The sequence below is a fragment of the Cellvibrio sp. genome, assembly GCF_039207905.1.
GTDB lineage: Bacteria > Pseudomonadota > Gammaproteobacteria > Pseudomonadales > Cellvibrionaceae > Cellvibrio.
Genome location: NZ_JBCECX010000024.1, coordinates 50,880 through 70,335 on the forward strand (window position 1 = coordinate 50,880; position 19,456 = coordinate 70,335).

At 47.0% G+C, this 19,456-nt stretch carries 20 protein-coding genes; 15 read left to right on the top strand and 5 right to left on the bottom strand.

Annotation, left to right across the window (positions count from 1 at the left end; translation table 11 throughout):
• Positions 1 to 598, bottom strand: a 598-nt coding sequence (locus AAGC78_RS14870; protein WP_435784881.1) for a response regulator, incomplete at its 3' end; no start/stop codon positions are given.
• 138 nt (positions 599 to 736) lie between these two features.
• Positions 737 to 1,123: a TfoX/Sxy family protein gene (locus AAGC78_RS14875; protein WP_435784882.1), complete on the bottom strand. Its 387-nt coding sequence runs from the start codon at positions 1,121 to 1,123 to the stop codon at positions 737 to 739.
• 340 nt (positions 1,124 to 1,463) lie between these two features.
• On the opposite strand from AAGC78_RS14875, the gene AAGC78_RS14880 reads away from it, so the two are divergent.
• Genes AAGC78_RS14880 through AAGC78_RS14890 form a run of 3 tightly spaced genes read left to right on the top strand, consistent with a single transcriptional unit; the run spans position 1,464 to position 2,740 of the window.
• Entirely contained in the window at positions 1,464 to 2,324 is an 861-nt protein-coding gene (locus tag AAGC78_RS14880) for an SPFH domain-containing protein (protein WP_435784883.1), read from the top strand.
• 15 nt (positions 2,325 to 2,339) lie between these two features.
• A complete protein-coding gene (locus tag AAGC78_RS14885; RefSeq protein ID WP_435784884.1) occupies positions 2,340 to 2,552 on the top strand; it encodes a hypothetical protein in 213 nt (70 codons plus the stop codon).
• The gene (locus AAGC78_RS14890; RefSeq protein ID WP_435784885.1) at positions 2,552 to 2,740 is read left to right on the top strand and encodes a DUF4177 domain-containing protein; all 189 of its coding nucleotides are present in this window, start codon (positions 2,552 to 2,554) and stop codon (positions 2,738 to 2,740) included. Before AAGC78_RS14885 ends, AAGC78_RS14890 begins: the two co-directional genes overlap by 1 nt.
• A 46-nt stretch (positions 2,741 to 2,786) precedes the next feature.
• Here AAGC78_RS14890 and yaaA read toward each other — a convergent pair whose 3' ends face one another.
• Positions 2,787 to 3,560: a peroxide stress protein YaaA gene (yaaA, locus tag AAGC78_RS14895; RefSeq protein ID WP_435784886.1), complete on the bottom strand. Its 774-nt coding sequence runs from the start codon at positions 3,558 to 3,560 to the stop codon at positions 2,787 to 2,789.
• Positions 3,561 to 3,593: 33 nt separating this feature from the next.
• A complete protein-coding gene (locus tag AAGC78_RS14900) occupies positions 3,594 to 4,127 on the bottom strand; it encodes a DUF4265 domain-containing protein (RefSeq protein WP_435784887.1) in 534 nt (177 codons plus the stop codon).
• Positions 4,128 to 4,158: 31 nt separating this feature from the next.
• Between AAGC78_RS14900 and AAGC78_RS14905 the strand changes: the two genes are divergently transcribed.
• The 5 genes from AAGC78_RS14905 to AAGC78_RS14925 all read left to right on the top strand — a co-directional run bounded on the left by AAGC78_RS14905 (position 4,159) and on the right by AAGC78_RS14925 (position 8,562).
• Complete coding sequence (locus AAGC78_RS14905) at positions 4,159 to 5,430, top strand: M48 family metalloprotease (RefSeq protein ID WP_435784888.1); 1,272 nt, start codon at positions 4,159 to 4,161, stop codon at positions 5,428 to 5,430.
• Positions 5,431 to 5,568: 138 nt separating this feature from the next.
• A complete protein-coding gene (locus tag AAGC78_RS14910) occupies positions 5,569 to 5,973 on the top strand; it encodes an acyl-CoA thioesterase (RefSeq protein WP_435784889.1) in 405 nt (134 codons plus the stop codon).
• Between the two features lie 260 nt (positions 5,974 to 6,233).
• Positions 6,234 to 6,794, top strand: coding sequence for a cytochrome b (locus AAGC78_RS14915; protein WP_435784890.1), 561 nt, complete (start codon positions 6,234 to 6,236; stop codon positions 6,792 to 6,794).
• Between the two features lie 85 nt (positions 6,795 to 6,879).
• The gene (locus AAGC78_RS14920; protein WP_435784891.1) at positions 6,880 to 7,458 is read left to right on the top strand and encodes a YceI family protein; all 579 of its coding nucleotides are present in this window, start codon (positions 6,880 to 6,882) and stop codon (positions 7,456 to 7,458) included.
• A gap of 213 nt (positions 7,459 to 7,671) precedes the next feature.
• A complete protein-coding gene (locus tag AAGC78_RS14925; protein ID WP_435784892.1) occupies positions 7,672 to 8,562 on the top strand; it encodes a LysR substrate-binding domain-containing protein in 891 nt (296 codons plus the stop codon).
• A 44-nt stretch (positions 8,563 to 8,606) separates the two neighbouring features.
• Here the strand turns inward: AAGC78_RS14925 and AAGC78_RS14930 are convergent, their stop codons facing one another.
• On the bottom strand, positions 8,607 to 8,750 hold the full coding sequence (locus AAGC78_RS14930; RefSeq protein ID WP_435784893.1) for a hypothetical protein: 144 nt from the start codon (positions 8,748 to 8,750) through the stop codon (positions 8,607 to 8,609).
• A gap of 367 nt (positions 8,751 to 9,117) precedes the next feature.
• On the opposite strand from AAGC78_RS14930, the gene AAGC78_RS14935 reads away from it, so the two are divergent.
• The 7 genes from AAGC78_RS14935 to AAGC78_RS14965 form a co-directional block, all read left to right on the top strand.
• Entirely contained in the window at positions 9,118 to 12,021 is a 2,904-nt protein-coding gene (locus tag AAGC78_RS14935) for a TonB-dependent receptor (protein ID WP_435784894.1), read from the top strand.
• 82 nt (positions 12,022 to 12,103) lie between these two features.
• Entirely contained in the window at positions 12,104 to 13,303 is a 1,200-nt protein-coding gene (locus AAGC78_RS14940; protein ID WP_435784895.1) for a glycoside hydrolase family 88/105 protein, read from the top strand.
• Positions 13,304 to 13,348: 45 nt separating this feature from the next.
• On the top strand, positions 13,349 to 14,725 hold the full coding sequence (locus AAGC78_RS14945) for a glycoside hydrolase family 28 protein (RefSeq protein ID WP_435784896.1): 1,377 nt from the start codon (positions 13,349 to 13,351) through the stop codon (positions 14,723 to 14,725).
• A gap of 75 nt (positions 14,726 to 14,800) precedes the next feature.
• A complete protein-coding gene (locus AAGC78_RS14950) occupies positions 14,801 to 15,859 on the top strand; it encodes a lactonase family protein (protein ID WP_435784897.1) in 1,059 nt (352 codons plus the stop codon).
• 151 nt (positions 15,860 to 16,010) lie between these two features.
• Positions 16,011 to 17,381, top strand: a complete 1,371-nt coding sequence (locus tag AAGC78_RS14955) for an MFS transporter (protein ID WP_435784898.1) — start codon at positions 16,011 to 16,013, stop codon at positions 17,379 to 17,381.
• Between the two features lie 17 nt (positions 17,382 to 17,398).
• Complete coding sequence (gene garD / locus AAGC78_RS14960; protein WP_435784899.1) at positions 17,399 to 18,946, top strand: galactarate dehydratase; 1,548 nt, start codon at positions 17,399 to 17,401, stop codon at positions 18,944 to 18,946.
• 219 nt (positions 18,947 to 19,165) lie between these two features.
• Positions 19,166 to 19,456: dihydrodipicolinate synthase family protein (locus AAGC78_RS14965; RefSeq protein ID WP_435784900.1), on the top strand; the 291-nt coding region annotated here is incomplete at its 3' end.

The following is a 19,456-nucleotide window of genomic DNA, read 5'->3' on the forward strand; positions in this document are numbered from 1 at the left end:
TGTTAGCGAAGCGTAATTGCGCTTTGCCTTTCGCGGTTTTAGGTGCGACTACTGCTTTGACGGCCGGTTTTGCACCGAGCACGCCCGCGCTGTCATTGGCAAAGGGATTCACTGCTTTAGGGGCAGCAGCGGCTTGTCCGCCGCCTCCAGTTAATACATCAACCGAAGCAAAGGCGATACCTTGGGTAGTTGCTGCGCGCGCAGCGTGAGCTGGCGTTTTGCCGACCAACTTTAATTGCTTGAATACTTTCTTGAGCAATTCGTCGGCGGAAAAGGGTTTGGTTAAATAGTCGGACACACCCAGCTCAATCGCTTTAATGATGTGATTACGGTCGCCGCGACTGGAAATCATAATGAACGGCACAGTACCCGCCGATGGCATTGCGCGAACGGTGGTTAACAATTCCGCACCGCTCACGTTGGGCATTTCCCAGTCAGAGAGGATCAGGTCGACCGATTGGTTTTTCAGTTGTGCCAGCGCGCGCGCGCCGTCGGGGGCATCGATAATTTCAACACCGGGAATTTTATCGCGCAGTTGTTTCTTGATCATGTCGCGAATGAAAGTGGCATCGTCCACCACGAGAATACGAATGCCCATAGGCAGTCCCTCAAACATTTATCCGATAAGATTAGCCCAGCTTTAGAGAATTTGCGCGCAACTGGTGCAGGTAGAAATACCTAAGCTGATGAGTAGTAGATGGCGACAATCAGGAGGCGATTGTTAAACGGGGGGATGTTAAGAAGCGCGGGCCTGAAAATGGCGGATCGGGGTGTCGAGCGTGGTTTCATCGTCGGTGAAGTCGCCGGTTTGCGCGGCCTCGATCGCGATGCGCAACCAGTGTTTCAGTTCGGCTGGCTGGTCGAGCACTTCATCGGGGAGTTGGAAAAAGCAGGATTCGATGTTCACCGCAACGCGCGGTTGGAACGCAGCCATACCTTTTTGCAGGTAGAGCGGGCGGGAATGTTCATCGGCGCGGAAATAAAGCCGCTCATTCACCACAATCGCAAATTGCACACCGCGATAATAAATCCCGGCGCCGTTAAAAATCCGGCGATAGGACACCTCTGCCACCTGCGATAAGCGGGCAATAATGCGATCAAGATACGCATGGCTGAGGTTCATCGGGCGGTTTCCTATCCTTTCTAATAATCCAGCGAATTGAACAACCGCAAAACTTTAGGGAGCGAAGCCTCCATTTGCAACGGCTTGCTAAGATCATTTTACGCGCCAAAATTATCTTTATATAGTTTTTTGCTATATTTTTAATATACGCTAACAACATTTTCTTATAATTCATTTGCTTATCCAAACGCAGCACAATCCTTTAATCAAAAAATTCATAGATGAATTTCTACGCCGGTCGTTTCTTTTCCAAAGTAACTTTACTTTAGAAAAATATGGCATTAAATTGATATCTAAATGATATCAATTTATCAGGTCGATTAACTCAAAGGAGAAAATCATGGTTCATGAAATTGAAGCGCGCAGCGGTTCAGGCTATGTACTGTTAACGGTGTTATTGGGACTGCAATTGTTGTCCGCGGGTGGAGTGGTATTCCTGCCAGGCCTATTCAAGATATTCGCCGCATTAATGGCAGTAGTGGTGTTCATCTGTTGGTTCGGGTTTTACATGGTGCATCCCAATCAAGGAAAAGTGTTACAGCTGTTTGGCCGCTATGCCGGTACAGATCGCAATAACGGCCTGCGCTGGGCAAATCCGCTCTACAGCAAAAAATCGGTCAGTTTGCGCGTGCGCAATTTTGAATCCGGCCGCCTGAAAGTGAACGATTCCAATGGCAACCCGATTGAGATCGCAGCAGTGGTTGTATGGCGCGTGGTGGACACTGCTGAAGCGGTATTTGAGGTGGATGATTACGAAAACTACGTCACCATCCAAAGCGAAGCAGCATTGCGCAATTTGGCGACCAGCTACCCTTACGAACACGATACTGAAGATGAACGTCTGTCGCTGCGCAGTGATTCCAATGCTATTGCGCTGAAATTAAAGAGCGAAGTGCAAGATCGCCTGCAAAAAGCCGGCGTTGATGTGCTGGAAGCTCGCTTGAGCCACTTGGCCTATTCTCCTGAAATTGCGCAAGCCATGTTGCAACGGCAGCAGGCGAGTGCAGTGCTCGCAGCGCGCAAAATTATTGTGCAAGGTGCGGTGGGCATGGTGGCGGATGCGCTGGATCAATTAAAAGTGCAGGGTGTGGTGGAATTGGATGGCGAGCGCAAAGCAGCGATGGTGAGCAACTTATTGATAGTGCTGTGCGGCGACCAACAGGCTAAACCGGTGATCAACACAGGCACCCTTTACTCATGATGAAGGGGGTAACGCGTGACTAAAAAATCGTTTCCACTGCGCATCAATGAACAGGTCATTGCTGCCATGCAACGCTGGGCAGATGACGATTTGCGCAGCCTCAATGCACAAATCGAATTTGTATTGCGCGATGCCCTGGTCAAAAGCGGGCGGGTGAAATTAATCCAGAAGGTCGTCACTGACCTTGAACAAATTGACAGTGAACAGCAATCACCGGAGGATGAATAATGCGCTGGGAATACAAGACACTTTCATTTAAAAAACGCAGCTTCTTTTCAGGCGCCATAGATGTAGAAGCATTCAACCAACAGCTCGATGCCTATGGGCGTGAAGGCTGGGAATTGGTGAGCGTTTGCCCGAATACTTCTATGGGCGCACCATCTGGCCTAGTAGCCGTGTTAAAGCGGCAAAAGTAGTGCATCCGTTCGGGTGCATCACCTGAGTGCTGCACCTACGTTCCCCTTAGATCTCATCGCGCAAAAACACCCATTCTTTGGGTGAGGATGAGGCTTCATCGTAGCGGTAGCCTGCCGTATCAAAGCCTTTGATGGCCTCTACTTTCTTGATCTTGTTGTGGATGATGTAGGCGCTCATCATGCCGCGCGCCTTTTTGGCGAAGAAGCTGATGATCTTGTATTTGCCGTTTTTGAAGTCCTTGAATACCGGCGTGATCACCTCGGCAGCCAGTTTTTTGGTATTGACCGCGCCCCAGTATTCGGTGGATGCGAGGTTCACGATTACCCGCTCTTTCTGTGCATCCAACTCTTTATTAAGCTCGTTGGTGATGATGTCGCCCCAAAAGTGATACAGGTTTTTGCCGCGCGCATTGGCAAAGCTGGTGCCCATCTCCAAGCGGTAAGGCTGGATGAGATCGAGCGGGCGCAGCAAGCCGTATAAACCCGAAAGTATGCGCAAATGCTGTTGCGCAAAGGTGAAATTGGCCTTGGAAAATGTCTCGGCTTCCATACCGGTGTAGACATCACCTTTAAAGGCGAGCACCGCCTGCTTGGCGTTGTGTGGTGTGAAAGGCACTTGCCACTCAAGGAAGCGCTGCGCATTCAGCTCACCGAGTTTTTCGCTGATCGACATCAGCTTGGATACCTGCGGCGGGGTGAGCTGGCGCAGATCCTTGATCAGCTCCTGCGAGTGCTCAAGGAATTGCGGCTGGGTAAATTCGGCGGTTTTTGGTGGAGTTTCAAAATCCAGGGTCTTGGCAGGCGAAATCAAATGCAACATAAGTCAGGGCGATACCGGGCAATAAGGGGGAGATTATTCGGGCTTGAGCAGATCCAGCCACCAGTTGAGTGGGGTTTCGCCATCGGCCGGGTCGTAGACGTTGCCGTACATCCAGGCGCTTTGGCCATCGCGGCCGACAAACTCGTTGAGTATGTTTTCAATCGCACTGAATCCGCAGCTGACGTGGATAGAATAAACCAGCATGCGCGGCGTCTCGCGATCCAATTCACCGCCCAGTTTTTCCAGCTCGGCAGTGAGCGCATCGGCCAGCGGTTGGATGTCGCCACGGCTAAATACGCGCACGCTTAAATTGCCGCTGCGCTGGACGAGATCAAACTCGCGGGTCTGCGGTAGCATTTTGACCACATCGCCACTGGCGAGGCCTTTGGCAAACGCGGGCGATTGCACCAATTGGAAGTTGCCGTCTTCCAACTCGCGCACATGAAGTTGCTCGACAATCGGCTTGCCATCGGCGCCGACGCCGGCAAAGAGTTCAATCACTTGCAGGGATTTCATAGGGAGGGATTCACCTTGGGTTAAAACTGTATCTGGTAAAAGTTGTGGCATTATACGCACCTCTGCAACAAGGAGTCCTACTATGAAGAGCCTTTCACTTATTCTTGCCCTGGGCATTTTTGCCCTGCCCCTGACCGGCTGTGTGGTTAATCCGGTTACCGGCAAATCCCAGTTGTCCGTTATGTCGCCCGAGCAGGAAGTTGCCGCCGGTGCGCAAAATTATGTTCCCGCGCAACAATCGCAAGGTGGTCAATACACAGTTGATCCGGGGCTCACTGCTTATGTGCAGCGCGTGGGTAAAAAGCTGGCAGCGGTGAGTGATCGCCCTGACCTGCCATACGAATTTGTCGTACTTAACAATGATGTCCCCAATGCCTGGGCTATGCCTGGTGGCAAACTCGCGTTTAACCGCGGCCTGTTAATTTATCTGGAAGATGAAGCGCAACTCGCCGCGGTAATCGGCCATGAAATTGTCCACGCCGCTGCCCGCCACGGCGCACAACAGCAAACCCGCAATATTTTGATGGGTGCAGGCGTATTGCTCGCCGGTATTGCCGTGGCTGAGAAAAGCCCTGAGTACGGTGCTTTGGGCGCGGGTGCGCTGGCAGTGGGTTCGCAAGCTTGGCAAGCCAAATACGGCCGCAACGATGAATTGGAATCGGACGAAGTGGGCATGAAATACATGGCCAAAGCCGGTTACGACGCACAAGCCGCTGTTGAACTGCAGGAAATTTTTGTGAAATTGTCGGAAGGGCGCAATACCGGTTTCATCGAAGGCCTGTTCGCCAGCCACCCGCCATCACAAGAGCGTGTTGCAAAAAATCGCCAGCATGCAACGAAATATCCCGGTGGCGTACGCAATAAAGAGGCTTATCAAAAAGCCATTGCCCAGCTGACCAAAGATAAAAAAGCTTACGAAAATTACCAGAAAGCACAAAAGCTCGCGGGCGAGAAAAAATACATCGACGCCATGGCTTATGTTGACCAATCCATCGCCCAGCAACCCAAAGAAAATTTGTTTTGGGAAATGAAAGGCCAGCTGTTTTTGCAGCAGGATAAAACCAATGAAGCCGTCACTGCATTGGATCGCGCTATCCAAGCCAACCCGGGATATTTCAAACCTTATGTATTCCGCGGTATCGCCTACAACCAGTTAAAGAAAAATGATCTGGCCGAAAAAGATTTGCTCACCAGTCAGCGCTATTTGCCAACCCAGATTGCCGCTTACTATTTAGGTGAAGTGTCATCCGCAAAAGGTAATCGCGCGCAAGCTGCCAAGTATTATCAACAAGCTGCTGAAGGTGGTGGCGAAATTGGTGAAGCGGCGAAAGGCAAGTTAGGTAAATTGCAGTAATAGATTTCGTGTTAATAAATCCCGCACAAGGCAACTTGTGCGGGATTTTTTTTAGCTGCTGCCAAGCGTTTCGGTGAGTGTGGCTTATCGGTTCTGTCGCGCTATACTCAAAGCCTCTCGCGTTATCAGGATCTGCCTATGCAAATTTTCAATGCAACTCCCACTGGCACCATCGCTCTGCAAACTATCACTATGCCTGCCGACACCAATCCCTTCGGCGATATTTTTGGTGGTTGGGTGATGGCGCAGATGGATATCGCCGGTGCTATCCATGCAAACGAAGTTGCACAGGGGCGTGTTACGACTGTGGCCGTAGGCAGTATGGTATTTATGCGGCCAGTACCTGTGGGGGCAATCATCAGTTGCTACACCAGCACTTTGCGCATTGGAAATACGTCTATCCGTGTGAAAGTTGAAGTCTGGATTAAAGATTTCCTCACCCATCAAATCAGCCAGGTGACGCAAGGCGAATATGTCTATGTTGCAATTGATGAGCAGGGGCGCAAGCGTCCAGTATTAAAAAGCCCGCAAAATCTTGTTTAATATCACCGGAATTTGAATGATAAAGAACGAGAAATTCGATAGGTTAGATGACACTTAATACCCAGCTACGCTCAAATGTGTTTGCTAACGTACTGAAAAATAATAATTTATTGCATTAAACTTTTCTTTACTTCACCGCGCCAGCCAGATCACGGCAAGCGCGCTAGACTCTCGTGATACTGTAATTTATTCGCATTACTGTTATCTTCGTTTCACCGTGTTAACAACATAACTCCAACAAGATTTGTAAGAGGCAAGACATGTTAAAGGATTCCCGCAACGGCTATGGTTTGATCGCCATCGTTATTCATTGGGTCAGTGCTGTCTTGATTCTTTTCCTGTTTGGTTTGGGCATCTATATGACCGGCCTGAGTTACTACGACGATTGGTATCACAAAGGCCCGGAGTTGCATGTAAGCCTAGGTTTAGTTGTGTTGTTAATCATGTTGGTGCGAATAGTGTGGCGCATTATTAATCCAACACCTGTCGATCTTGCAGACAAACGCGTACAAAATCTTGCTGCAAAACTGGTCAAGCTAGGTCTCTACGCATTTATTTTTATTGTGTTGGCAACGGGTTATTTAATTACCACTGCGGAAGGTCAGCCCGCGAGTATGTTCAACCTGATTAAATTTCCGGTACTAACAGAATTAAGTTCACAAAATGTCGATCTCGCTGGCACGCTGCACGAATATTTAGCGTGGGGGATTGTCATACTGGTCGTGTTACACGCGGCGGGCGCCCTTTTACATCATTTTATTCTGCGTGACCGCACATTGGTGCGCATGATCAAGCCAGTAAAGAAAACCGATTTTCTGTAAATCCAAAAACGAATTTATTTATTAATCGCAGTATCCATTCAACAGCAGTATCAACAACAATGATGTATCTCAAAGGAGTTTATTCATGTTAAAAAAATCTTTTCTCGCTCTGGCTGTTAGCAGCATTGGCATTATGAGTTTGCCAGCTATGGCTGATAATTATGTGATCGACACCAAAGGTGCGCATGCGTCGATCAACTTCTCGATCAAACATTTGGGCTACAGCGTATTGACTGGCCGCTTCGATACTTTCTCTGGTGAATTCAGCTACGACCCAGCCAAGCCAGAAGCAAGCACCGTTAACGTCACTATCGATACCACCAGCGTAAACTCCAACCACGCTGAGCGCGACAAGCATTTGCGCAGTGCTGATTTCCTGAACGTAGAGAAATTTCCTAAAGCAACCTTCGTGAGCAAAAAAATTGTTGTCGATGATAAAGATGAATTCGACATCATCGGTGACTTCACTTTCAATGGCGTAACCAAAAGCATCACCATCGAAGTGGACAAAGTAGGCGAGGGTAAAGACCCATGGGGAGGCTACCGCGCAGGCTTCTCAGGTGAAACCACCATCAACCTGAAAGACTTCAACGTAAAAATGGATCTGGGCCCAGCGTCACAATCTGTTAAATTGGAATTGGAAGTTGAAGGTATCAAGAAATAATTTTTTGATGCATTAAATTTTTCGATTTAACTCAGTTAAAGCTGTTTATAAAAAAGGAGGCATTTGCCTCCTTTTTTATTTTCTGGATAAAACACCAACCCTGATTGCATTTACATGAGTGCAATTTTACGGTGACGCTTCTTGCGTGTTTCGTCAGAACATCTAATATCAATGAGGAATTAATTTCTAATAATTGATACGGATGGTGAATCGATGTTCGAGCTTAGCCAATTGCGGTGTTTTGTTGCAGTCGCAGAAGAGTTGCATTTCAGTCGCGCCGCTGAGCGGTTAAATATGACCCAGCCACCGTTGAGCAGGCAGATCCGTTTACTCGAACATCATGTAGGTACCGCGCTATTGGAGCGCACCAGCCGCACTGTGCGCCTGACGGCGGCGGGCAAAGCATTTTTTCCGGATGCCGCAAGAATCCTGCGCTTGTCAGAAGAGGCCGCCGCTACTGCAAGGCGCAATGCCAAAGGTGAAAAGGGTTCGCTGTCCATCGGTTTTACGGCGTCATTTGGCTACAAGCTATTACCGGAGATTGTGCGCTTGTTACGCGAGCGAGCACCGGATGTATCCCTCACACTCAAAGAGCTGGTAACCGGCGCCCAACTGGAAGCCTTGCACTCAAATACGCTGGATATTGGACTCGTGCGCCCGCACAGCCATGACGGCGAATTGGAAACCACATTGTTGGGCAGCGAAGAGCTCTATCTGGCGATTCCAAAACAGGACGCCGATTTGTGGCCAGAAGAACCGACGCTCGCCAACCTCGATGAAAAACCCTTCCTTATGTATTCACCTTATGAGGCGCGTTATTTTCACGACTTGCTCTCCAATTGTTTTCAACAAGAAGAAATTTTGCCGCAGATTGTTGAGTACGTGGCTCAAATCCACACCATGTTGGCGCTGGTTCAGTCGGGCATCGGTGTAGCGTTAATTCCCAAATCCGCTACCGGTCTTCACTTTGAAGGATTGTTGTTGCGCAAGCTAATCACCAATCCTGCTCGGCCAGTGGAGATGGTTTACAGCTATCGCAAAGATAATCACAACCCCGCACTGGTAACACTTTTGCAAGAAGTGTTACCGCAATTCCGCAATTAAATCGCATCATCCTGCTTTTGTTTTGATACACAAATTATATTGGTTTAGATACCAATTGGTTTGATTTGTGAATGAATAGCTCGCAGAATCAATTTAACAGATTTGCGAAGCGGGTCTGTCGGCTCTCCCGGTGCTGGATCAGTGATGTGCATTTCAGGACGGGTGCGAGTCGTGACGGTATTGTCCATTTTTGTTCTTGTTTAAATGCTGATAGCGGATTTCCCTGTGCTTCCGAGTGAAGCACAGGTTTTTTTAACCGCCAGGATCAGCCACCTAATTCGTGCTAACAATAAAATTTTCAGAAAGCGACAAACCTTAAATTATTTATAAATTAAAAATAAAGTTGTTATAAGAAAGATACGTTATCGGCAGTGCGTAACCAAAAAAATATCAAATTAATACCAATAAAAAGCTGATGATTTTTAAAAAAACAGATTTCGTAAAGACCACAAACTATTTCGAAATTTAAGTTAAGTGCACAGCGCAAACTCTCATCTACACTCATGAAAGTTTGCGGGGTATCGCGATACGTAATAATAATGAGGAGAGCTTTCGATGAAAAAATTTACTGTTAGTCCACTCGTATTGGCTATGGCAGCTGCTGTATTGCCAGTCACCAGTTACGCACAAGAATCTGCCACACCTGCTGCGGAAACCGATAGCGCCGTTGAAGAAGTGATGGTGACGGGGATTCGTGCCAGTATGGCGAATGCGCTGAATGCCAAGCGCGGCGCGGCCAACAATATCGATGCAATTGTCGCCGAAGATATGGGCAAAATGCCTGACCTGAATCTTGCTGAATCCTTGCAGCGTGTATCCGGCGTTGCAATTACCCGTGAAGGTGGCGAAGGTCGCAACATTACCGTACGCGGCCTCGGCCCAAGTTTTTCCGCGACAACCCTGAATGGTATGGAAGTGCCTTCCAGTACCGGCGGTCTCGATTCTTCCGGTGGCGTTAACCGCGGCCGTGCATTTGACTTCAACGTATTTGCCTCTGAATTATTTAATAAAATTCTTATCAACAAATCTGCAAAAGGCTCACTGGAAGAAGGTGGTCTTGCCTCTACCGTAGAGCTGTATTCTGCCAAGCCATTTGATAATCCCGGTTTTCATGCGATTGCCAGCGGCAATATGGCGATTGAGAATTTAACCGATGAAAATGATCCGCGTGTATTTGCGTTAGTAAGCAATACTTTTAACGACGATAAATTTGGTGTGCTACTTAGCTTTGCACAATCCGAGCGCAATATCCGTCAAGAAGGTTTTGGTACTGTGCGTTGGATTTCTCCACTGGATAACTCTAACCAAAGTTTTGTGGGCAACGATTCAACAGTCAATATTGAAGGCACACCTAATCCGTTGGCAAATTATCCCGATACTACTGCCAGCGCAACGAAATTAGCAAACGAAAAACTGGATTTTATGTTGTATCCACGTTTGCCACGTATGGATTCATTTAATACCGATCAGGAGCGTACCGGCATCACCGGCTCTTTCCAATTTCGTCCGTCAGATCGCATGGAATTTACGCTTGATTATTTGAAGTCCTCGCTGGAAACTGATGTAACCTCTTACAATTTCTTTGCACAATTCCGTAACTCATTTAACAGCATTACCCCGACCCATATCGTGTTAGATGATGCAGGACGTGTTGCAGTTGCCGGTGAATTTACCGGTGTGACTCCACGTGTAGAAAGCCGTGGTCAATTCAGCACTACTGATTTTGAACAAGTGGTACTCTCCAGCAAATTTGAACTGACTGATAGTTTGAAGCTGGATGTGATGTTTGGTAATTCTTCGGTTGTTTACGATGAAGAACAATACCGCTTTAACCTTGATGCACTAGCGGCAACTTACACCAATCCTGCTGCACCGAGACGTCAATCTATTAACGGTTTGAGCCCAACTTATTTCTCCTATGACTTCCGTAACAACGGCGACATAGCAGAAATGGCCTACGGTTTTGACATTACCAATCCGTTGAATTATCACTTCACCACACCCACCATCCGTAAAGATGTGGTTGAGCGTGAGAATGATACTTTTCGTTCTGATTTAACCTGGGAAATAAATGACGAGTCCAGCCTTAAAACTGGTTTGGTTTGGAACGAGCGCAATATTAATTCCGAGCGTCACGACCCTTCTGCAGGCACGCTGACTGATCCAGTAGCACGTGTTGCTACCGGCTCAGGCACCGCAACTATTTTGCCGATTACCGCAGCATCCACTGGTTTGACCACTACATTGTCAGCGGTCACCAAAGGTTATGGCAGTGCAATTAATCCACCTGCGGGCTTCCCGACGAATTTTGTTATCAATGATTTTGCGGCGACCAAAGCGGCTTACAATGCTGGCTCATTTACCCTGAATCCAAATGACCCAACCACATTCGATGTAACAGAAAATACCACCGGTATTTACACTGAATACAATCGCAATATGGAAGTCGCAGGTATGCCACTGATGATCAACGCCGGTTTGCGTTATGTTGAAACCGAAGTTGAATCTGTTGGTGTTGCGGGCAATGTGGCATCCACTCGTAAAAGTGATTATGCAGAGTGGTTACCATCAGCGAACGCCACTCTGGAAGTGGTCGATGATTTCGTCATTCGCTTTAGCGCCAACAGAAACTTGTCTCGCCCTGGTTTGTCGAGCATGACGGCTACCGTTAACGCTACACCAATCAACGCCAATATTACTGTGGGCAACCCAGGCCTTGATCCAATTATTGCCGATGCGTTTGATCTTGGTTTCGAGTGGTATTTTGCGGATGAAGCTGTTCTCGGTTTGACTTTATTCCACAAGAATATCGACAGTTTCATTATTAACAACGTAGTCCCAGGCACCCTTTCGCCAGAGTTGAAAGCGATTATTGCAACCGCTTATCCACAAACCGATCCAAACTCTGCAGCTTATGATCCAAATGCCGGTGCGAACATCAATAGCGAGTGGAATATCAGCACGCCGCTGAATGGTGAGGGTGCAAAATTAAATGGTTATGAAATTTCTTATCAACAACCATTTACCTTTTTACCCGTTGAAGGTTTTGGTGCCTTTGCTAACTTCACCTACGTAGATTCCGAATTAACTTACGCTAATGGTGTGAAAGGTCCACTGGTTGGTCTGTCTGAAAATAGCTACAACTACGGTTTCTATTTTGAGCGTGAAAGTTACGGCGCACGTGTGGTGGTAAATGGTCGTGACGATTACGTAACGGCGATTCCCGGTAGCGACAGAAACTATTCAGAAAACACTACCGGTCCAACCCGTATCGATTTGTCGGGTTTCTACAACATCACCGAAAACATCAAAGTCAGTTTGGAAGTAATTAACCTGACTGAGGAAGATGAAAGACTTTTCACTACTGGTCCGGAAGCGGCAGGTGGCGATTTGAATCTGGTACGTGAGATCAATAATACTGGCCGTGAAATCACCCTCGGCATCAGAGCAAGCTTCTAACTCCTGACTTCCTAGCCGAAGTCACTGCTCAGCCATCGGTGCAAGTCGGTGGCTTTTTTTTAAATAACGGAAAGCAGTTGCCATGAAAAAGTTGATAGTAGTACTGGGTTTTTTATCTGCGTTATTAACTAGCATCGCCAGCGTTGCACAAACCGAAAAGACTTCGCTTGAATGGACGTCGGCAATGGCCGATTCCATTATGCAGCAACACCCCGAAGCCTGGACCATGCGCGAGTTCAAGCAGTTGACCGGGCCTGAGTGGGGTTATCCCTATTCATTGGTGCTGTATGGATTTCAAAAACTCTATTTAAAAACCGGCGACGAAAAATATCTTGCTTATGGAAAAACCTTTGTTGACCAGTTAATCGATAAAAATGGAAAGATACACGGCTACAATCCTGCCGATTTCAATATTGATTCGATCAACCCCGGCAAGTTGTTATTTTTATTGCATCAAAAATACAAAGATGAGCGTTATTTGACTGCAATGAAATCACTGCGCGAGCAATTGCAGTGGCAACCGCGCACCAGCGCGGGCGGCTTCTGGCACAAAAATATTTATCCTTGGCAAATGTGGCTGGACGGCCTGTATATGGGCGCACCTTACTACGCACAATTTGCACAGGAGCACAAAGAATCAAAAGCCTCATTTGACGATATTGCGCAACAATTTCTGTTAATCGAAAGCAAAACTATCGATAAAAAAACCGGTCTGCTTTATCACGCCTGGGACGAAAGCCACTTGCAGCGCTGGGCAAATAAAGAGACTGGCTTATCGCCACACTTCTGGTCACGCTCCATGGGTTGGTATGCCATGGCATTGGTGGATACGCTCGATTACTTTCCACAAAATCATCCCAAGCGTAAAGAATTAATTAGATTGTTAAACCAGCTGGCCGAAGCCCTGTTGAAAGTGCAGGATGACAGCAAGCTGTGGTATCAGGTGACGGATCAAGGTAATCGCTATGGCAATTATCTGGAAACCTCTGGCAGTGCTATGTTTGCCTACGCCTTTGCCAAGGGATACAACAAAAAATACTTACCGGAAAAATATAAAACTATCGCCACAGATATTTTCAACAGTTTGGTGGCGCGACACACGGAAACCGATGCCCTGGGTCGTCTACACCTAATCAATACCTGTGGCAGTGCTGGTTTGGGTAACGAACCCTACCGCACCGGCACCTTTGAATACTACGTCAGTGAAGCTATACGCACCGACGATCCCCATGGTGTCGGGCCATTTATTATGGCGGGTGTGGAAATTTCAGAATTCAAATAAACGCGCAATAACATAAAAGCGCGATAAAAAAGAGAGAGAACCAAAATGATTAAGAATGTTACTCAGTCGATTTTATTTATTATTCTGATGCTGCTGTCGGTGCTGTCTTTTGCGCAAGCAAAAACCACTTTCTATAAACAATCCGATTGGAAGCAAATGGATGTTATCCTCAAGAAAGTGGAGTCACCAAAAATTCCGGATAAGAAATTTGTTATCACTGATTTTGGTGCAAAGGCGAATTCAAACAGCGATTCACGCCCGGCAATTATGAATGCGATTAATGCTGCAGTTAAAGCGGGCGGCGGACGTGTAGTGATTCCCGCAGGTAAGTGGTTATCCAATGGTCCTATCCATTTGCAGAGCTTTATTGATTTACATGTGTCCGAAGGTGCGACTTTATCATTTGGCCCGCAAGTAAAAGATTATCTGCCTGCAGTATTTACCCGCTGGGAAGGTACGGAAATTTACGGCTACTCACCGATGGTTTACGCCAACAATGTCACTGATGTAGCGATTACCGGTGCGGGCACTATTGATGGTAACGCACAGAGTGAATTCCATTCCTGGCCCAAACAACAAGCGCCGGATATTGCTGCACTGCGGCAAATGGGTTTTGATGGTGTCGCATTAGAAAAGCGCCAGTTTGCCGAGGGGCATTTTTTGCGCCCGCCATTAATCCAGATTGTTAATGCCAAGCGTGTATTGCTCGATGGTTATACCGCAACTAATTCGCCGTTCTGGGTAAATCATTTGGTGTATACCGATCATGCGCAAATGCGCAATGTTAATGTAGATAGCATGTTCTCTAACAACGATGGTATCGATGTGGATTCCGGCCGTTGGGTGGTGATTGAAAATAACCATTTTCGCACCGGTGATGATTCCATCGTTATTAAATCTGGCCGCGATCTGGACGGTAGAAAAATTGGCCGCCCCAGTGAAAACGTAGTAGTGAGAAATAATATTCTCGACGGTGAAGACGGTATAGGTTTGGGTAGTGAAATGTCGGGCGGCATTAAAAATGTTTATTTTACCGATAACACCTATTTAAAAGGCACCTCGGTATTTCGTCTAAAAGCCAACCTTGATCGCGGCGGCAGCGTTGAGCATGTGCGCATCCGCAATACTAAAATCGATGAAGCGAAATATTTATTCTGGTTCGATTTGAGTTACGTGGCCGGTTATCTGGGCGGTAATTTTCCATCCAAATACAGCGACATAGTGTTTGAGAATATTACCGCCAATAAAGTAGACACCTTCTTTATCGGCCATGCACCGGAAGCTCAGCCATTGCAAAATGTACTGTTTAATAATATTCAGGTGAAATCATCCAACCAGTTTATGGATTTTAAAAACCTGAAAAATGTGACCTTCACCAATCTGGAAATTAACGGGCAAAAAATGTCAGCCTATTTTGAATGATTGATTGCCGCCACTATGCCTGCCTTTAATCTGTTAAGGTTTTGGATTCAGCCCCTGATATTGCTCGTAATGGGCATGACAGGGGTTTGGTGTAATGCGGCAACAATTATTTATGTGGCTAACACAGATTCACAGGATATTTCTGTTTTCCAGCTGGATGAGGTGAACCAGAAAACAAAATTACTACAAACCTTTCCTGTTGGTGGTGCCATCATGCCGATGGCACTCTCACCAGATAAGCAGCGCTTGTATGCTGCTATTCGCTCTGAACCCTATCGTGTACTGGTGTTGGCGATTGATCCCGCCATCGGAACATTGAGCGAAAAATCATCTGCGCCATTAGTCGATAATATGGCCAATATTGCGATTGATTCGCGCGGGCGTTATTTATTTTCTGCATCCTATAGTGGTAATAAAATCAGTGTGCAAACGCTGGATAAAAATGGGCTGCCAAGTAAGGCTGCGCAGATAATTAATACCGGTGCCCATCCACACCAAATTACTCCCACCACCGATAATCAATTTGTGTATGTATCTGTCCTCGGCGACAACCGTCTGGATTACTTCCGTTATAAACCCGCACACAAGCATTCTTCAAAAAATATATTGAAACCAGCAAGTGAGGTTGCGGCCGTATTGCCTGCCGGTTCTGGCCCGCGCCATTTTGTATTTTCTGCGGATGAACAATTTGTGTATTTACTCGACGAGCTGAGTGCAAATTTACATGTGCTCAAGCGCGATACAAAAACCGGAGCAACAACACTTCTGGAAAGTCACGGTTTGCTGCAGGCAGATGCGCAACAAAAACCCTGGGCGGCCGATATTCACATTACCCCTAAAGGAGATTTTCTCTACGCATCTGAACGCAATAGCAGCAGTTTGAGCGGATTTAAAATCAATAAAACCGATGGCCGCCTCGCCCCGATTGGCCAGTGGGATACGGAGCAGCAACCGCGTGCATTTGCGATCTCCCCCGATGGGCGTTTTCTGGCGGCTGTTGGGCAAAAATCCCACAGCATGACGCTATATGGAATTCATCCTGATACGGGGGAACTGCAGGCACTCAATCGACAAGTAACAGGAATAAATCCCGGCTGGGTGGAAATGGTGTCGCTACAAACGCAGCAGAATTAGCGGGATAAGCACATCAATACCCAAATTGGATTGGTTCATTTATTGAATGGTTTGATTTGGAAACAATAAGCTCGCAGAATGAAATTTACATGTTAGTGCTCGACCCAAAAAATTTAACAATAAGAACCGGATTTGTGGAGAGGTAAACCCGATGGCCAATGCATCTGCAACCAGCCCTGTCGTCAACGCGTTAGTCGCATCACGGACACGATGGGGAATTTTGGCCATGTTGTTTATCGCCACGACGATCAACTACGCCGACCGCGCCACTATTTCTATTGCTGGCCCTGCGATTGCAAAAGACCTTGGGCTTTCGCCGGTGGAGATGGGTTATATCTTTTCCGCATTTGCCTGGAGTTATGTATTAGCGCAAATTCCCGGTGGCTGGTTGCTTGATCGTTTCGGTTCGAAGATTACTTATTGTTGCAGTATTTTTTTGTGGTCTACTTTTACTTTATTGCAAGGTTTTGTCGGGTTTGTTACCGGCGGTGCGGCATTTATTTTATTGATCGCGCTGCGGTTATTGGTGGGTGCAGCAGAGGCTCCCGCATTTCCGGGCAACAGTCGTATTACCTCTGCTTGGTTTCCTACACATGAACGCGGACTAGCGGCATCGATTTTTAATTCGGCGCAATATTTTTCCACCGTTGCTTTTGCACCATTAATGGGTTGGATTGTTCACGATTTTGGCTGGCAAGCTATTTTCTTTGTGATGGGCGCGCTTGGGATTGTGCTGGCATTTATTTGGCTGAAAACTATTTATTCGCCCAAAGAGCATCCATCGATCAATAAAGCTGAATTGGAATATATCGAGCAAGGTGGTGCGCTGGTGGATTTGGATCGCACCCAAAACAAAGGCCAGGCCTGCGCGGTAAATACCTTTGCGTGTATTAAAGAAATGCTGTCATCGCGCATGTTGTTGGGTGTTTATATCGGTCAGTATTGTATTAACTCGCTCACCTATTTTTTCCTGACCTGGTTTCCGATTTATTTAGTGCAAGAGCGCGGCATGAGCATTTTGCAGGCGGGTTTTGTAGCTTCATTACCTGCCATTGCCGGTTTTCTCGGCGGCGTTTCTGGCGGTTGGCTGTCTGATCGTTTGACGAAAAAAGGTTACTCGTTAACCTTTGCGCGCAAGTTGCCGATTGTGATCGGAATGTTGATGTCTACCACCATGATTGCGTGCAATTATGTGGAGACAGATATGTTGGTGATCGCAATTATGTCGCTCGCGTATTTTGGTAAAGGCGTAGGTGCATTGGGTTGGGCAGTGGTTGCAGACACTTCCCCCAAAGAGGCGGGCGGATTATCCGGCGGTTTATTTAATACCTTTGGCAATACCGCCGGAATCGTAACGCCGATTGTGATTGGCTACATAGTGCAATCAACTGGCTCATTTGAAGGTGCGCTTGCTTATGTCGGAGCACATGCAGCGGTCGCCATTATCAGTTATCTATTTGTAGTGGGCGAAATAAAGCGAATCACCTTAACAAAATCGATTCGGGACCCACTCGCGCAATAATTTTTTGAGGTTTTAACATGTCGCAACCGGTTATTAAAATGCATTTGGCCGATAACGTGGCAGTTGTCGTGACCGATGGTGGATTACCTGCAGGAACCGATATTTCAGCAGGCGTGACGCTGATCGAAAATATTCCGCAAGCACACAAAGTTGCATTGCAAAAAATTAACAAGGGCGAAGCTGTTATTCGCTACAACGTCGCTATCGGTTATGCAAAAGAAGATATAGCCGCGGGCAGCTGGGTAAGTGAAAACAGTTTGATCATGCCCGATGCCTTGGGCTTGGAAAATTTACCACTTGCAACCCAGCCAGGCGCAATTGGCGAGCCGCTAACAAATTTTACTTTTCAAGGTTATCGCAATGCCGATGGTAGTGTCGGTACGCGCAATATTTTAGCCATCAGCCAAACCGTGCAGTGTGTTGCAGGTGTAGTGGATTTTGCGGTTAAACGCATTCGCGAAGAGTTATTGCCGAAGTATCCTAATGTCGATGGCGTAATTGGTTTGGCGCACACCTATGGTTGCGGCGTTGCAATCGATGCACCTACCGCGCCTATCCCAATTCGCACTGTGAGAAATATTGCACTCAACCCCAACTTTGGTGGCGAAATTATGGTGGTGAGTTTGGGTTGTGAAAAATTACAACCTACTCGTTTGATGCCGCCGGGTTCTATTCCCGCCACCGTTGTTGATGGCCCTCAAGTATTGTGTCTACAAGATGAAGAAAACGTCGGCTTTATGAGCATGATCGATTCGATTATGCAGCAAGCCGAAGTGCATTTAACGCGCTTGAATAAACGTACGCGTGAAGCCTGTCCTGCATCGGAATTGGTAGTGGGTATGCAATGTGGCGGCAGCGATGCATTTTCCGGTATCACCGCTAATCCAGCCTTGGGTTTTGCAGCCGATTTACTAGTGCGCGCTGGTGCGACGGTAATGTTTTCTGAAAATACCGAAGTGCGCGATGGTGTTGATCAATTAACCTCGCGCGCCGCTACGCCAGAAATTGCCAACGCAATTATTAAAGAGATGGAGTGGTACGACAATTATCTTGCTGCAGGTATGGTTGATCGCAGTGCGAATACTACACCGGGCAATAAAAAAGGCGGCTTGTCGAATATTGTTGAAAAAGCCATGGGCTCGATTGTCAAATCTGGATCATCGCCGATTGTTGGCGTGTTATCACCGGGTGAGCGCTTGCGCGATAAAAATATTCCCCATGGTTTGGTGTACAACTCCACACCGGCAAGTGATTTTATTTGCGGCACTTTGCAATTAGCGGCGGGAATGAATTTGCATATTTTCACCACCGGTCGCGGCACACCTTATGGTTTGGCGGAGTGTCCGGTAATTAAAGTGGCAACGCGTTCTGATCTTGCGCGCCGCTGGCACGACTTAATGGATGTTAACGCTGGCCGCATTGCCGATGGCGAAAAAACTATCGAGGAAATGGGTTGGGAAGTGTTCCAATTAATGCTGGATGTTGCGAGCGGTAAAAAAACCTGGGCTGAACAATGGAAGCTGCACAATGCACTGGTATTGTTCAATCCCGCTCCAGTGACCTGATGCATTAGTGCAATATTTATCAATTTTTAGGCGGCGATAAATTGAATTTTATCGCCGCATTATTATTGCCCTGTTTTCGCGCTTTTCATTGTTATTGGCTTCATTATTTTTCTCTCCATCAATACAAAAACAGTATTAACTCAGTCATTAATTAAGCTTTACGTGTATAGGTTGCGGTGTAAAACTTTCATCAAATTCCCAGTACAGGAGAGCTGATCCGTGTCCCGTTATACTCCCAAAGAATTCGCACAAATAGTTGGTAGTGGTTTACTTTCTTTTCCGGTAACTCACTTTAAAGCCAGCGATCATTCATTCGATGAAACCGCATACCGCGATAACCTTAATTGGTTATTTAGCCATGAAGCAGCTGCAATGTTTGCAGCTGGTGGCACCGGAGAATTTTTCTCGCTCACGCAAAAAGAAGTTGATCGCGTGGTGCGTGCAGCGGTAGAAGAAACTGGCAAAAAAATGCCGGTGATTGCACCTGCTGGTGGTGGTACAGCCGTATCG